General features: G+C 55.7%; 10 protein-coding genes. 5 read left to right on the forward strand and 5 right to left on the reverse strand.

The window, feature by feature from the left end; genetic code table 11:
• The first annotated feature begins 22 nt into the window (after positions 1 to 22).
• The 3 genes from copA to ybaK all read left to right on the forward strand — a co-directional run bounded on the left by copA (position 23) and on the right by ybaK (position 4,074).
• Positions 23 to 2,539, forward strand: coding sequence for a copper-exporting P-type ATPase CopA (copA, locus tag RAC60_RS12295; RefSeq protein WP_375093862.1), 2,517 nt, complete (start codon positions 23 to 25; stop codon positions 2,537 to 2,539).
• Between the two features lie 67 nt (positions 2,540 to 2,606).
• Positions 2,607 to 3,410 carry a TraB/GumN family protein gene (locus RAC60_RS12300; protein ID WP_006117911.1) on the forward strand — a complete coding sequence of 268 codons (804 nt, stop codon included), beginning with the start codon at positions 2,607 to 2,609 and terminating at the stop codon, positions 3,408 to 3,410.
• Positions 3,411 to 3,594: 184 nt separating this feature from the next.
• Positions 3,595 to 4,074: a Cys-tRNA(Pro)/Cys-tRNA(Cys) deacylase YbaK gene (gene ybaK / locus RAC60_RS12305; protein ID WP_006117912.1), complete on the forward strand. Its 480-nt coding sequence runs from the start codon at positions 3,595 to 3,597 to the stop codon at positions 4,072 to 4,074.
• Here the strand turns inward: ybaK and RAC60_RS12310 are convergent.
• Positions 4,071 to 4,940 carry a LysR family transcriptional regulator gene (locus RAC60_RS12310; RefSeq protein ID WP_033738707.1) on the reverse strand — a complete coding sequence of 290 codons (870 nt, stop codon included), beginning with the start codon at positions 4,938 to 4,940 and terminating at the stop codon, positions 4,071 to 4,073. The two genes, ybaK and RAC60_RS12310, sit on opposite strands and share 4 nt — an antisense overlap.
• 86 nt (positions 4,941 to 5,026) lie before the next feature.
• Here RAC60_RS12310 and RAC60_RS12315 point away from each other — a divergent pair, with 86 nt between their 5' ends.
• Positions 5,027 to 5,458, forward strand: a complete 432-nt coding sequence (locus RAC60_RS12315; protein ID WP_367143243.1) for a multidrug/biocide efflux PACE transporter — start codon at positions 5,027 to 5,029, stop codon at positions 5,456 to 5,458.
• A 36-nt stretch (positions 5,459 to 5,494) separates the two neighbouring features.
• On the opposite strand, the gene ushA is transcribed toward RAC60_RS12315, so the two are convergent.
• A complete protein-coding gene (gene ushA, locus RAC60_RS12320; RefSeq protein WP_375093899.1) occupies positions 5,495 to 7,219 on the reverse strand; it encodes a bifunctional UDP-sugar hydrolase/5'-nucleotidase UshA in 1,725 nt (574 codons plus the stop codon).
• 758 nt (positions 7,220 to 7,977) lie between these two features.
• On the opposite strand from ushA, the gene ybaL reads away from it, so the two are divergent.
• A complete protein-coding gene (gene ybaL / locus RAC60_RS12325) occupies positions 7,978 to 9,672 on the forward strand; it encodes a YbaL family putative K(+) efflux transporter (RefSeq protein WP_375093865.1) in 1,695 nt (564 codons plus the stop codon).
• Between the two features lie 67 nt (positions 9,673 to 9,739).
• Here the strand turns inward: ybaL and RAC60_RS12330 are convergent, their stop codons facing one another.
• The 3 genes from RAC60_RS12330 to htpG all read right to left on the reverse strand — a co-directional run bounded on the left by RAC60_RS12330 (position 9,740) and on the right by htpG (position 14,208).
• On the reverse strand, positions 9,740 to 11,041 hold the full coding sequence (locus RAC60_RS12330; protein ID WP_033738797.1) for an inosine/guanosine kinase: 1,302 nt from the start codon (positions 11,039 to 11,041) through the stop codon (positions 9,740 to 9,742).
• 368 nt (positions 11,042 to 11,409) lie between these two features.
• Positions 11,410 to 12,054: an adenylate kinase gene (gene adk, locus RAC60_RS12335; protein WP_033738701.1), complete on the reverse strand. Its 645-nt coding sequence runs from the start codon at positions 12,052 to 12,054 to the stop codon at positions 11,410 to 11,412.
• A gap of 279 nt (positions 12,055 to 12,333) precedes the next feature.
• A complete protein-coding gene (gene htpG, locus RAC60_RS12340; RefSeq protein WP_033738700.1) occupies positions 12,334 to 14,208 on the reverse strand; it encodes a molecular chaperone HtpG in 1,875 nt (624 codons plus the stop codon).
• Between the last annotated feature and the right edge of the window lie 80 nt (positions 14,209 to 14,288).

A 14,288-nucleotide genomic window follows, 5' to 3' on the forward strand; every position in this document is an offset into this window, starting at 1 on the left:
CACACCAACCAAGGAGTCAACGATGTCAAATACGGTTATCCTGGCACTGGAAGGATTATCCTGCGGCCATTGCGTTAAACGCGTAAAAGAGGCGCTTGAGCAGCGCGACGATGTTGAACAGGCCGAGGTCACCCAACAGGAAGCCAGCATTTCTGGCAGCGCCGAGGTCACTTCGCTCATCGCCACTGTCGAACAGGCGGGCTATCATGCAACGCTGAAACCTGAAGGCGCGCGCCCAAAGCCTGAGCCGTTGACAGCATCAGAGCCGCCGCCGGAGGCGCTGACAACGGAGTCCTCTTCTCTGCCGGCAACCGAAGCATTGCCTGCTCACGTCCTGCTTATTGACGGCATGAGCTGTGCCAGTTGCGTCAGCCGGGTTGAAAAAGCCCTTGAACAGGTTGCCGGTGTACAGCAGGCACGCGTTAATCTTGCCGAGCGAAGCGCGCTGGTTATGGGCCATGTTGAGCCACAGCAGCTGGTCGCTGCCGTGGATGCGGCCGGTTACGGTGCGGAAGTGGTTGACGACGAGCAGCAACGACGTGAAAAGCAGCAAACCAGCGCCCGTCGCGCCCTGCGTCGCTTTAGCTGGCAGGCGGGCGTCGCGCTGCTGCTGGGCGTACCGCTGATGGTATGGGGCATGATGGGCGACAATATGATGCTCACTGCCGCGAACAGAACCACCTGGCTGGTCCTCGGGATGCTCACCCTGCTGGTAATGATCGGGGCGGGTGGCCATTTCTACCGCAGCGCCTGGCGCAGTCTCCTTAACCGCAGCGCCACCATGGATACGCTGGTGGCGCTGGGAACGGCGGCCGCCTGGAGTTACTCCTTCAGCGTGGTCGTCTGGCCTGACTTTTTCCCGCCGCAGGCGCGCCATCTCTATTTTGAAGCCAGCGTGATGATTCTGGGCCTGATCAATCTGGGCCATGCGCTTGAACAACGCGCGCGCCAGCGTGCCTCACGCGCCCTGGAGCGGCTGCTGGATCTTACGCCCGCACAGGCCAATGTCATCACGGAACAAGGTGAGACGCTTATGCCCGTCAGCGCGGTAGAGCCCGGTATGATCCTGCGACTGGTCGCAGGCGATCGTATCCCCGTAGACGGCGAGGTACAGTCAGGCGAAGCCTGGTGTGACGAAGCAATGCTGACTGGCGAAGCGGCTCCCCAATCCAAAACACAGGGCGATCGCCTGTTTGCCGGTACGCTGGTGCAGGACGGGACCGTTCGCTTTATTGCGCAGGCGACTGGCGGCAATACCGCGCTGGCACGAATTATTCAGCTGGTACGTAAAGCGCAGAGCAGCAAACCTGAGGTTGGCCGTCTGGCGGATCGTATCTCTGCGGTCTTCGTACCGGTGGTCGTGATTATTGCCTTGCTGAGTGCGCTGATTTGGTACCTGGTGGGTCCACAGCCCCAACTGGCCTATGCGCTGGTTGTGGCCACCACCGTCATGATCATTGCCTGTCCCTGTGCGCTGGGTCTGGCAACACCGATGTCGATTATCGCGGGCACCGGACGCGCTGCTGAATACGGTGTGCTGGTGCGGGATGCCGATGCATTGCAACGCGCAAGTCATATCGACACGCTGGTGTTTGATAAAACGGGCACGCTTACCCAAGGTGCCCCGCAGGTCACCGAGGTTATCACCTGGCAGGGCAGCACCCGCGATGCCGTGCTCTCTGCCGCTGCGGCACTGGAACAGGCGTCAGGGCATCCACTGGCGAAAGCTATCGTGGCAGAGGCCGGCGCTGGCGAGAAGCCTGAGATTTCGCAATTTCGTACAATACGCGGCAAAGGGGTGAGTGGCATTCTTAACGGCAGACAACTTGTCCTGGGTAATGTCAGCCTGTTAAGCGAGCACGGTGTGGATTGCCAGGCGGCACAGGAAGAAACGGAGAGACTAACCCGCCAGGGCGCAACGCCGGTTTTACTGGCTGAAGACGGGAAGCTTACTGGCCTGATTAGCCTGCGTGATACTCTGCGGCCGGAGGCGGGTGAAGCGCTGCAACGGCTGCATCAGGCAGGTTACCGGTTGATTATGCTGACCGGGGACCATGAGAATACCGCCCGCGCTATTGCTGATGACGTGGGCATGGATGAAGTGATTGCGGGTGTTTTGCCGGAAGGTAAAGCCGATGCGATCAGCCAGTTGCAGCAGCAAGGCCGTCAGGTCGCCATGATCGGCGATGGGATTAATGATGCACCCGCGCTGGCCCAGGCGGATGTCAGCATAGCCATGGGCGGCGGCAGTGATGTGGCGGTGGAAAGCGCATCGATAACGTTGCTACGTGACGACCTGCATGGCGTGGCAGATGCCTTAGCGATTGCATCCGCCACACTCAGGAATATCCGTCAGAACCTGTTTGGTGCCTTTATCTACAACATTATCGGTATTCCGCTGGCTGCGGGCGTGCTCTATCCCTTCACGGGGCTGTTACTCAGCCCGATTGTTGCCGGCGCGGCGATGGCACTCTCATCGATTACCGTCGTCAGCAATGCTAACCGGCTACTGCGCTTCACACCGCGCAAGAAGCCTTAACGGCCGCCTCTGTTTTTCGCCGCCGGATCCCGCTAGCATGGTGTCTTTAACACAGTAAGGACAGGGAATGACTGCGAGCCTTTGGCAACGTTTGCGTAACTGGATGGCGCCCCTTTTTCCCACCAGCTACCGGTGGCCGGCCGTCGATATCCGGTCGGGAGCATGCCAGTTTCATCTGGTGGGAAGCATTCATATGGGCACGCGCGATATGCAGCCTCTGCCAGTGCGGCTGCTACAACAGTTGCAAAATGCCGATGCTCTGGTAGTGGAAGCGGATATTACTCAGGGCGGTTCGCCATTTGATGACACCGAAGTATGCCCGCCGCTGTCGGTGCGTATGGATGAAGGCACGCTGGCGAAGCTGGACGCGTTATGCAATGAGACCGGTTTGTCCCTGACGCAGTTTGATACGTCACCAGCCTGGCAAATTGCGTTGATGCTGCAGGCCCGTCAGGCCCAGCGGCTGGGATTGCGCCCGGATTACGGCATTGATTATCAGTTGCTTCAAGCGGCACGTTCACTGCAAAAACCCGTGATTGAGCTGGAGGGCGCAGACGCGCAAATCACCCTGTTAAAGTCGCTGCCCGATAACGGTATGGCGCTGCTGCAGGATACGCTGACGCACTGGCATACCAACGCGCGCATGTTGCAGACGATGGTGAGCTGGTGGCTGGAAAGCCCGCCCCGCGAACCGCAAATCGCCTTACCGGCGACGTTCAGTCAGACGCTCAATGACACGCTGATTAGCCAGCGCAACCGTGAGTGGCGCGGGCGATTACAAACGTTGCCCGCGGGACGTTATGTGGTGGCCGTCGGCGCACTGCATTTATATGGTGAGAACAATCTGCCAGCCCTGCTACGGGCGGAGTAATCAGGGATAAAAAAAAGAGAGCCGACAGTCATATCGGCTCTTCAAAGAGGAATGTGTTAATGATTTTAGTTATCGCTCAACAACCCAGTTGCTGGCGCGTGGCAATTCTCGCCTAAAGCACATTATTTCGCCACATTTATCTTTCAATAAAACGTAATAAGATTTTTCTGAATCAGAGGCCATTATGACGCCTGCGGTAAAACTGTTGGAAAAACAAAAAGTCAGCTTCACACTGCACCCTTATGAGCATGACGCAAGCGAAACGCATTTTGGCGATGAGGCGGTGCGTAAGCTTAACCTGGACGCCCGCCAAGTCTATAAAACGTTGCTTGTGGCGCTGAACGGCGATGCAAAGCAGCTGGCCGTGGCGGTGACGCCCGTGGCAACGCAGCTTGATCTCAAAAAAGTGGCTAAGGCTCTCGGGGCAAAAAAAGCGGAGATGGCCGATCCCCTACTGGCGCAGCGGATTACGGGTTATCTGATCGGCGGCATCAGTCCGCTGGGGCAAAAAAAGCGTCTGCCGACGGTGATTGACCACTCAGCCAACGACTTTGCCACGCTGTTCATTTCTGGCGGTAAACGCGGACTGGATATTGAACTCAGCCCGCAGGATTTGTCCCGTCTTCTGGATGCCCCGCTGGCAGACATTGCCCGACGCGATTAAGCCGGTTGCAGAGCGCAGAGTTCATCAATCATCCAGCGCCCGGCCGGGCCGGGCGGATGGCGGCGCGACCAGACCACTTCTACGGCGATGCGCTGCGGCCACCCGGCGACAGGCAATTCCTTTAAGACACCATGTCCAAACTGTTTCACCAGCCAGCGCGGCAAAATGCTCCAGCCAAAGCCCTGTTCCGCCATCTCAAGCAGCACATAATATGTCTGAGCAGACCAGGCCCTGCCCTGAAAAGTGGGGGCGCGGCGTTCGGTCCAGGTATTGAGACGAAGGTGACGAAGGGGTTCAAGCTGGCTTTCATTCACCGTCGCTTCCTGCGCCAGAGGATGATCCCGGTGCAGGTAAATCCCTAACTCAGCATCGACCTGCAGGCGGGCGACCGCGATGTCAGCCGGGAGCGTCGGCTGGGCACGAATCACGCCGATCTGCGCGCGCCCGGTTTGCAACAGTTCGACGACATCGTCATCTTCTGCGGCAATGCCTTCCAGCTCCACCTCCGGATAGCGCCTGTCAAATTGCCTGAGCAGGCGCTGATGGTAGTGCGTTTGCCAGAAGTCAGATACCGCCACGCTGAGCCGTGGTTCGATTCCCTCGGACAGGCGCGTTGCCAGCGCATCCAGTCGCTCACTGGCGGCAAGAATCTGCTGAACCTGCGGTAAGACGCGTCGCCCTTGTTCGGTCAGTTGCGGCTGACGACCGCGCCGGTCAAATAAGGCAAAACCCAGATCGTCTTCCAGGTTAACCACAGCCACGCTGATGGTGGACTGGCTTTTGTTTAAGGCGCGCGCGGCGGCAGAAAACGAGCCACTGGCTACCGTTTGCACAAAGGCTTCCAGGGATTCAGGAGAGTAACGCATGTGAACCATCGCTTTTATCGATAGATGATCATTTTATCTTAGCATGATGCCATGGGAAAATAGGCTCCTGAACTAAGGAGACTGACATGCAAACCCGTTCACTCACCGAGCGCATCTTACATGCCAGCCTGTTTGAAGGTCTGGCCATCCTCACCATTGCCCCGCTGGCAGCCTGGATGATGGATAAACCGCTGTTTCAGATGGGCGCACTGGCCATCATGTTGTCCACGGTCGCGATGCTCTGGAATATGATGTACAACAGCGTGTTTGATCGCTGGTATCCGCCTCGTCAGAAACGCAGTGTATGGGTCCGTGTGCTGCATGCTCTGGGATTTGAGGGCGGCTTTATCCTGATAGGGCTTCCGCTGGCCGCCTGGATGCTGGAGATTTCGTTATGGCAGGCCTTTATGATCGAAGTGGCGTTTTTTCTGTTCTTTCTGCCCTACACCTTCGTCTATAACCTGGTGTGGGATAAACTGCGGTCGCACTGGTTCAACCGTAAGGCCTGCCGCGCCTGACAAGGCACCGGGGAGACGAAGCGCCTCCCCGGTGATTTAACGCGGTGCTGCACGTTCCCCGTTCCAGTGTTGTATCCATGCCAAAATCATTTTGGGATAACGACGCGCGGGCACCGTTTCTTTCGCGTCTTTCAATGCATCCTGGGCCGTTGCCGTCTGGTAAATCACCTTATCGCGAGGCACGTAGTCGCTGGCATTCAGCGGCGAATGTTTACTGACCCAGTCACGCAGCACCACGGCGTCAACGTTGCCACTGTTGACATAACCCGGATGTGAATCAATACGGGGATAGCCATCGCCGCCCGCCGCATTGAAGCTGTTAGTCGCCATCCGATAAGTTTTGGTGTCATCCAGCGGCTGTCCGTTGATCGTGACTTTACTCACGCCGCTGCCATTCGCGGTCAGACTGACATTTGCAAACTGGGCATAACCGCCTGAACCCGGTTCGATATTCGCCACCACCGCCAGATAGCGTTTAATTTCCGCCCCACTCAGCGTGACGGAAACGACCTGATTGGCAAAGGGTTGGACCTGGAGCAAATCGCGCCACGCTACGGGCCCTGGTTTGAGCGAGGCCCGAATTCCGCCGCCGCTCATCACGGCGAAGTCGGCCTGGGTCGCGGCCATCTGCGCCCGCAGGATGAGCTGCCCGAGGCTGCTTTGCCGAACGCGCACGGTTTCTTTTTCGCCGGAAAACACCCCGTTGACGCGCCCGACATTCACCTGCAACGTCGCTTCAGCGCGTTTTTGAAACGGCGTCAGTAATTTCATCATAGCCGTGTTTTTGGGGATCTCTTCCTGCCAGGTCAGCCAGGATTCGCTGCCATCGAGATTTTTGATTTTATGTTTGAGGTTAACCGGGATGAGCTGATACGACGCCAGGGTAACCTCGCCATTGCGGTAGGTAAAATCGCCACGTCCGACATATTTTCCCCACTTTTCCGCCTGCATAATCCAGACGCCATTTTGCCGGTCAGGCTGACAGGGCTGACCCGGCTGGTAATCTTTGCGGCTCACATTCTCTTTTTCCATACAGACCGCGTCATGCGAATGCCCCCCTACGATCATATTGAGGGTGCCCGCAGGCAACCTGCGCGCCAGCGTCACATCATCAATCCCGTTACTGCCGTGTTTGCCGTCGTCATAATGACCAAGATGGGTCAGCGCCACGATCACATCCGGTTTTTCTTTGGCGCGTAGTTCAGACACAACCTTTACGGCTTCGGCTACCGGGTCACGGAATTCGATATCCGTTAACTGTTCAGGGTTGGTCAGGCGGGCGGTATCCGGCGTGATTAACCCGATAACCGCAATCTTCAGCCCCATGCGCCGGAACATCGCCCAGGGTTTAAACAGACGTTTACCTGTGCTTTTTTGATAAACATTCGCGGCCAGAAAAGGAAATTTGGCCCATTTTTCCTGTTTCCGCAGCACGGCGAGGGGTTTATCGAATTCATGGTTGCCCAGCGTCATGGCATCGTAACCAATCAGGTTCATGCCACGAATATCAGGTTCGGCATCCAGGGCATCCGATTCCGGCACGCCAGTGTTGACATCTCCGGCCGACAAAATCAGTGCACCACCGCCTTTGGCCTGAATATCGTAGCGTGCGGTATCTATTAATGTTTTTTGTGCCGCCAGACCGTACTCGCCCTGCTCATCAAACCAGAAATGGCCGTGCAGATCGTTGGTGTGCAAAATGCTGAAACGGTAACTCCGGTCAGGCACGGCGGCCTGAGTAAACAGTGATGAGAGCAACATCGCCCCGGTCAGACCCGCACCCGCCCATCGAGATAACACCACAGCCTCTCTCCTTTGAATAATGATTCTTGCCGATCGTCAGCGCCCTTCTGTGTCGCACATTCCCTGTGTTAACTCAAGTTTATCGCGCGTCGTCTGGTCATTATCGCAGGTTGTTCAGCGCAGGACAGGGTCTGATTTTGTCATCACTGTTATGCATGAAGGCGCAATGTTAAGCAGAAGGAACGATCAGCTTGTTAATTTTTAGCTACTTTCGCTGGTGTGATTCGCCCTGTGTTAAATTTATGTATTACTCTGTTTTTAACGGTGCATTTCGTCAAGATGGCTTTCGCGCGCGCAGACAAGGCTGGCTGAGCCAATGCTAAATAACAGACTGTTTTGTTTGCTGTTTTATCATGCGCTTTCATGCCATCAGGTCAGCCGCCTATCCGGCCGCCCCGACACACGGAGGCCAACGAAGCAAAGGGAGCAGGCAAATCGCTGCCTGAGTGCGGTTGTAGGCTGTTACCAACACATTTTCACCTCATTATCGTCACGCTTGTGTCATTTAGAATGAATAAACTCCTTCATGACCTTACGCAACAGACCGTTGTATCGACCCATAACTGCGATAAGTGAGAAAAACAGCCTTCATCTTGCACTTTTCGCCTATTTCCCTAATTTCTTTTGATAATCCCACAAATTATTCAGCGATGCCGCCTGATATGCATTAAACTCATTTGTTACAACCGGATACATTTACATCCAAGGAGACAGGCATGCATCACACCACACCGCTGATCACCACTATTGTCGGGGCACTGGTTCTGGCTTTCCTCCTTGGTATGCTGGCTAACCGGTTACGAATTTCTCCGCTGGTGGGTTACCTTGTTGCTGGCGTTATGGCCGGCCCTTTTACACCCGGCTTTGTGGCAGACACGAATCTGGCGCCGGAACTGGCCGAACTGGGCGTGATTCTGCTGATGTTTGGCGTCGGTCTGCACTTTTCACTGAAGGACCTGATGTCGGTAAAGCGGATAGCCATTCCCGGCGCGATTGCACAGATCGCGGTAGCCACCTTGCTGGGAATGCTGATGTCGTGGGCGATGGGTTGGTCGTGGATGACCGGCCTGGTGTTCGGCTTGTGTCTTTCTACCGCCAGTACCGTGGTGTTGCTGCGTGCGTTAGAAGAACGGCAGCTGATTGAAAGCCAGCGCGGTCAAATTGCTATCGGCTGGTTAATTGTCGAAGACCTGGTGATGGTGCTTACGCTGGTCTTGTTGCCCGCCATTGCGGGCATGATGGAACAGGGCAACGCCAGCGCCAGCCTGGTGATCTGGGATCTGCTCTGGACCATCGGCAAAGTTGCCGCCTTTATGGTGCTGATGATGGTGGTAGGCCGCCGTGCGGTCCCCTGGATTCTGGCGAAAAGTGCGGCCACGGGTTCACGCGAGCTGTTTACGCTGTCTGTCCTGGCGCTGGCGCTGGGTATTGCATTTGGCGCCGTCGAGTTTTTCGACGTGTCTTTTGCGCTGGGTGCGTTCTTTGCCGGAATGGTGCTGAATGAATCGGAGTTAAGCCAGCGCGCTGCTCGTGACACGTTGCCGTTACGGGATGCTTTTGCAGTGCTGTTCTTTGTCTCTGTCGGCATGTTATTTGATCCCATGATCCTGGTGAAAGAGCCGCTGGCCGTGCTGGGTGCGTTGGTGATTGTCGTCATCGGCAAATCCGCCGCCGCCTGGCTGCTGGTTTCGCTGCTGGGTCATTCGCGTCGGACAGCGATGACCATCTCGGTGAGTCTGGCGCAAATCGGCGAGTTTGCCTTTATTCTTGCCGGTCTGGGCATTTCACTTGGCCTGCTTGATGAAGAGGGCCGAAATCTGGTCCTGGCAGCGGCTATCCTTTCTATCATGCTCAATCCGGTTCTGTTTACGCTGCTGGGGCGTTACCTCGCCAAAAATGAAACGATGGAGCAGCAGACGCTGGAAGAAGCGCTGGAAGAAGAACAAGAGATTCCTGTGGATGTCTGCAACCATGCGGTCATCGTTGGCTATGGTCGCGTCGGCAACCTGCTGTGTGAGCAACTGATCAAACTGAATATTCCGGTGGTGGTGGTAGAAAGCTCCATCCCGCGCGTAAAAACCTTACGGGATCAGGGGATCAGAGCGGTGCTGGCGAATGCCGCCCGCGCCAATACCCTGGCGCTGGCCCGGGTGGACTGTGCCAACTGGCTGTTAGTCACTATCCCTAACGGCTACGAGGTAGGCGAAATTGTGACGGCAGCACGACAGAAGCAGGCTGATATCGATATTATCGTGCATGCCCATTATGACGATGAAGTGGAGTATATTCTGGAGCGCGGCGCAAACCACGTCGTTATGGGTGAGCGGGAAATTGCCGCCAGTATTATTCAGAAGTTACAGGAAAAGCTAACGCTGCAGGAAGAAAAAACCGTCAGCGAAGGTCAGCACTAATCCATCCCAAACGGCTGTCGCCCCGCTGAACTCTCAGAGATTCAGCGGGGCGTCTGACTTGTCGGCCTTAACGATCCCAGTAGGACTCTTCCAGGCTGTCTTCACGCTCAGGCAAACCGCGCGTCAGTCGGGGCGAATGCTGATTCAGGACCTGATAGCTGACCCGGTTAGCATATTTGCAGACCTGCGCCAGCGACGAATAGGTCAGATAAGCACGCGCATGTTTACTGGAGTTAGGTACGTTGCGGCGATGGTAGTTATTCGCCGTAATGTCATGCAGCAACGCAGCCAGCGCGCCGTCCCCTGCCCCATTGGTATTCATGATCTTCTCCGGGCCGCCCATGTAGGGCGCGATGTGCGAGAAAATGCGTAACGGCTGCTGACAATCCTGTTTACGCATTGCGCGACTGAATTCGTACTGGTTGAATTCAGCAATCGCGCCCGGTAACAAAGGATGGTTGGTTTTACGCTTAAATTCGTCTTCGGTATAGCCCGCCATATATAAACCGGTCGGCCCTGCCGTGCACAGCACCAGATCCACCCACTCCAGCGCCCTGTCCGAGGCCAGTAACGGGTCGGCCTCGCCCGTCAGCGCCAGCGCCTCTTCTTCGTTCATCGCCACAATCGACACGTGGTCACGCAGGAAATCACGCCAGAACTGAGGATTGTCACCTATCACGTGTTTCGTGCCTAACGTCAGCACCACCGGCACGTTGTGGCGCTTTGCATACTCGATAGCCTGCAGCGTCGCCTGTGGCATCGGTTCACCGTCTTTGCAACGCACCAGATACGAGGTCAGAACCAGCGCGGAAGCGCCCGCAATTACGTCCTCAGGCACACTTTCCGCTTTGAGCTGGTTCATCTGGCCAGGGCTAATCGCAAAGGTCCGATCGCCCTGATCGCCGATCAGGGTGAAACAGCGGCCAATCGCTCCGTCCACACCCTGAAGATAGTTAAGATCCATGCGGCTCGAAGTATTACAAAGGTAACGATACGCATAACCGCCAATCTGAATGTTATTGCACATCACGCCCAGCAATACGGAACGGTCGTCCGCCAGCACGGAGAAATTGTGCAGCGTGTTGCCAATCGTGCCGCCTGCGAACTGGTGAGTAATCAGTTCGTCACGCATCAGTTCAGCGTACAGCGCTTCTGCCACGGCATCGTCAATGACCAGCGAATGGCCGGCACTCAGACCATAGCGGACCAGAAAGGCATCATCGACTTTCGCTTCGATATCGACCAACGTCTGATCGATGCCCACGACCCAACTGCCGTCTTCGTTATCGAATGACGAGGACTGGAGAAGGGGATCGCGCGCGCTGACGGGAAAATAGTGTTTGGATTTACGTTTGCCGGGAAATTTCATGGTGACTGCCGTGAGGAAAAACAGGCAGAGAAGCATATCATATTCTCTGCGACGACTTTAACGCTGCGCGCGAATCCGTAGCACGCCCATCCCGCCCTGCCAGACTCCGGCGCATCTGACGTGTCAGCGTATATTCCTGGCAGGCCATCTGATGAACGCCGGGACGTGGCGCCTGCAGGTTCATGACAGCCTGTAGGAGGATGCAGCACGACTGCAATGCGGTTCCGTACCTGTCAGGCAGCAAGGGCCAGAAAACGGTCTGCGGCAAGCGCGGCTGGCGTTCAGAGGACAACGAAGAAGGAAAACGCAGGAAAGTATGGGTAGATTCACTACAGCAAAAGGGGCCAGTCGTACCGGCCCCTCTCTGCTTAGCCCAGAATTTTAGCCAGCTCTGCACTCACGTCGGACACATTACGTGTGCCGTCGATTTTGTGGTACTCAGTGTTACCCGCTTCGGCTTCTTTGCTGTAGTAAGCAATCAGCGGTGCGGTTAGCTGATGGTATTCCACCAGACGTTTGCGCACCGTTTCTTCCTGATCGTCTTTACGCGTGGTCAGCTCTTCACCGGTCACGTCATCCTTGCCTTCCACCTTCGGTGGATTGAATTTGACATGGTAAACACGGCCTGATGGCGCATGAACACGGCGACCGACGATGCGTTCAACGATCAGTTCATCTGGCACAGCGAACTCCAGCACATAGTCCACTTTGATACCGGCTTCTTTCATTGCGTCAGCCTGAGGAATGGTGCGTGGGAAACCATCAAGCAGGAAACCGTTTTTGCAATCTTCCTGGGCGATGCGCTCTTTAACCAGCGCAATCACCAGCTCATCAGTAACCAGCTTGCCGGCATCCATAATGGCTTTCGCCTGGTTGCCCAGTTCGGTGCCCGCTTTAACCGCTGCACGCAACATGTCGCCAGTGGAGATCTGCGGAATGCCGTATTTCTCCATGATGAATTGGGCTTGAGTCCCCTTACCTGCGCCCGGAGCTCCGAGCAGAATAATACGCATTGCGTAAATCCCCTTGCGAATCGCATTGATGAATCTGAGAAGCGGAAGAACATACCATTATGATCCGCGCACCACAAGGAAGGGGCGGATCAACGCAGATCAGTGTACTGACTTTAGCCAGCGATCGCAGTGCGCGATATCAGTGAAAAGGCATTTTCGGACTGGTGGCGGGTGCAATGCGGCTTTTAAGGCGGTTGCGCAACAAATATGGGTGCCGGAAAGCAGGCAGGAAGGCTGCAGCCAAAAAAAACCGGTGAGGATCTCACCGGTTTCGTCGTCTTACGCCGTCAGCAGTTGGTTCATCCGACGGATAAACTGGTTAGGATCGTCCAGCGTGCCGCGCTCTGCCAGCAGGGCCTGATCCAGTAACAGCTCAATCCACTCACCGAAGCGGGCTTCATCCTGGGTATCTGCCACGCGCTTCACCAGTTGGTGATCGGGGTTGATCTCGAAGATATATTTCACTTCCGGTACGTCCTGTCCTGCCGCCGCGAACAGTTTGGCCATTTGCGTGGTCATCTCGTTTGCATCGGTGGTCACAATCGCAGGCGTATCGGTCAGACGGTGCGTCAGACGGACTTCTTTCACACGTTCGCCCAGCAGCGTTTTCACGCGCTCAACAAAAGGTTCCAGCGCTTTTTCCGCTTCTTTCTGCGCTTCCGTTTCTTCGTCAGCCAGCTTATCCAGCGCTTCATCCGCTTTGCTGACGGACTGGAAGGCCTTACCGTCGAACTCGGTCAGATAGCTCATCATCCATTCATCGATACGATCGGACAGCAGCAGGACCTCAATGCCTTTTTTACGGAACAGCTCCAGATGCGGACTGCTTTTCGCTGCAGCATAGCTGTCGGCGGTAATGTAGTAGATCTTCTCCTGACCCTCGACCATACGGCTGACGTAATCTTCCAGCGACACGGTTTGCGCCGCGCTCTCGCTTTGTGTGGTGGCAAAACGCAGCAGTTTGGCAATTGTCTCTTTGTTGGCGTGATCTTCAGCGGGGCCCTCTTTCAGGACCAGACCAAACTCTTTCCAGAAGGTCTGGTACTTTTCGCTGTCCTCTTTCGCCAGCTTCTCCAGCATCTGCAGAACACGTTTGGTCAACGCGCCGCGCAGATTCTGGGTAACACGGCTGTCCTGCAGAATCTCACGCGATACGTTGAGCGGCAGATCGTTAGAGTCAATCAGGCCGCGCACAAAGCGCAGGTAGTTCGGCATGAACTGTTCGGCGTCATCCATGATAAACACGCGCTGCACGTAGAGTTTCAGACCATGTTTATGGTCGCGGTTCCACATGTCGAACGGTGCGCGAGCCGGGATATATAGCAGGCTGGTGTACTCCTGTTTCCCTTCTACGCGGTTGTGGCTCCATGTCGCCGGATCGCTGAAATCATGGGCAATATGTTTGTAGAACTCTTTGTACTCTTCGTCGCTGATCTCTGACTTGCTGCGGGTCCACAGCGCCTGAGCTTTGTTGATTTTCTCCCAGGTCGTGGTGCCGCTTTCTTCATCTTTGGTTTCGATTTCAACCGGCAACGCAATGTGATCGGAGTATTTACCAATGATGTTGCGGACGCGCCAGCTGTCGAGGAATTCATCTTCGCCTTCACGCAGGTGCAAGGTGATTTCCGTACCGCGATCGGCTTTGCTGATGTCAGCGATGGTATACTCACCTTCACCTGCCGATTCCCAGAACACGCCTTCGTCTTCGGCGGCACCCGCTGCGCGCGTGCGCACCGAGACTTTGTCGGCAACGATAAAGGCCGAGTAGAAACCCACACCGAACTGACCGATCAGCTGACTGTCTTTGGCCTGATCTGAGCCCAGGGATTCCAGAAAGGCTTTGGTGCCGGATTTCGCAATAGTGCCAAGGTTTTCAATCACTTCATCACGGCGCATGCCGATACCGTTATCGCTCAGCGTGATGGTGCGGTTATCCTTATCGACAGAGAGACGCACGCGCAGGTCACCATCGCCTTCGTACAGGCTGGCATCAGACAGCGCGCGGAAGCGCAGTTTATCCGCCGCATCCGAGGCGTTGGAAATCAGTTCACGCAGGAAAATCTCTTTGTTTGAATAGAGAGAATGGATCATCAGGTGCAGAAGTTGTTTTACCTCTGACTGAAAGCCACGAGTCTCTTGTCCTTTCATGGTCATTGCTACCTCAACAGAATCAGATTTAACGAACGTTGAGGAGGATGTGGGGGTACATGCAGGATTTTCAAGCCGGCGTTTTT

It is taken from the genome of Pantoea sp. BR_17, assembly GCF_041955125.1.
GTDB lineage: Bacteria > Pseudomonadota > Gammaproteobacteria > Enterobacterales > Enterobacteriaceae > Pantoea > Pantoea stewartii.

What these genes read in the sequence shown, in the direction of transcription:
- copA (WP_375093862.1), top strand. Translation starts at nt 23, where the DNA reads ATGTCAAATACGGTTATCCTGGCACTGGAAGGATTATCCTGCGGCCAT.
- RAC60_RS12300 (WP_006117911.1), top strand. Translation starts at nt 2,607, where the DNA reads ATGACTGCGAGCCTTTGGCAACGTTTGCGTAACTGGATGGCGCCCCTT.
- ybaK (WP_006117912.1), top strand. Translation starts at nt 3,595, where the DNA reads ATGACGCCTGCGGTAAAACTGTTGGAAAAACAAAAAGTCAGCTTCACA.
- RAC60_RS12310 (WP_033738707.1), bottom strand. Translation starts at nt 4,940, where the DNA reads ATGCGTTACTCTCCTGAATCCCTGGAAGCCTTTGTGCAAACGGTAGCC.
- RAC60_RS12315 (WP_367143243.1), top strand. Translation starts at nt 5,027, where the DNA reads ATGCAAACCCGTTCACTCACCGAGCGCATCTTACATGCCAGCCTGTTT.
- ushA (WP_375093899.1), bottom strand. Translation starts at nt 7,219, where the DNA reads ATGTTGCTCTCATCACTGTTTACTCAGGCCGCCGTGCCTGACCGGAGT.
- ybaL (WP_375093865.1), top strand. Translation starts at nt 7,978, where the DNA reads ATGCATCACACCACACCGCTGATCACCACTATTGTCGGGGCACTGGTT.
- RAC60_RS12330 (WP_033738797.1), bottom strand. Translation starts at nt 11,041, where the DNA reads ATGAAATTTCCCGGCAAACGTAAATCCAAACACTATTTTCCCGTCAGC.
- adk (WP_033738701.1), bottom strand. Translation starts at nt 12,054, where the DNA reads ATGCGTATTATTCTGCTCGGAGCTCCGGGCGCAGGTAAGGGGACTCAA.
- htpG (WP_033738700.1), bottom strand. Translation starts at nt 14,208, where the DNA reads ATGACCATGAAAGGACAAGAGACTCGTGGCTTTCAGTCAGAGGTAAAA.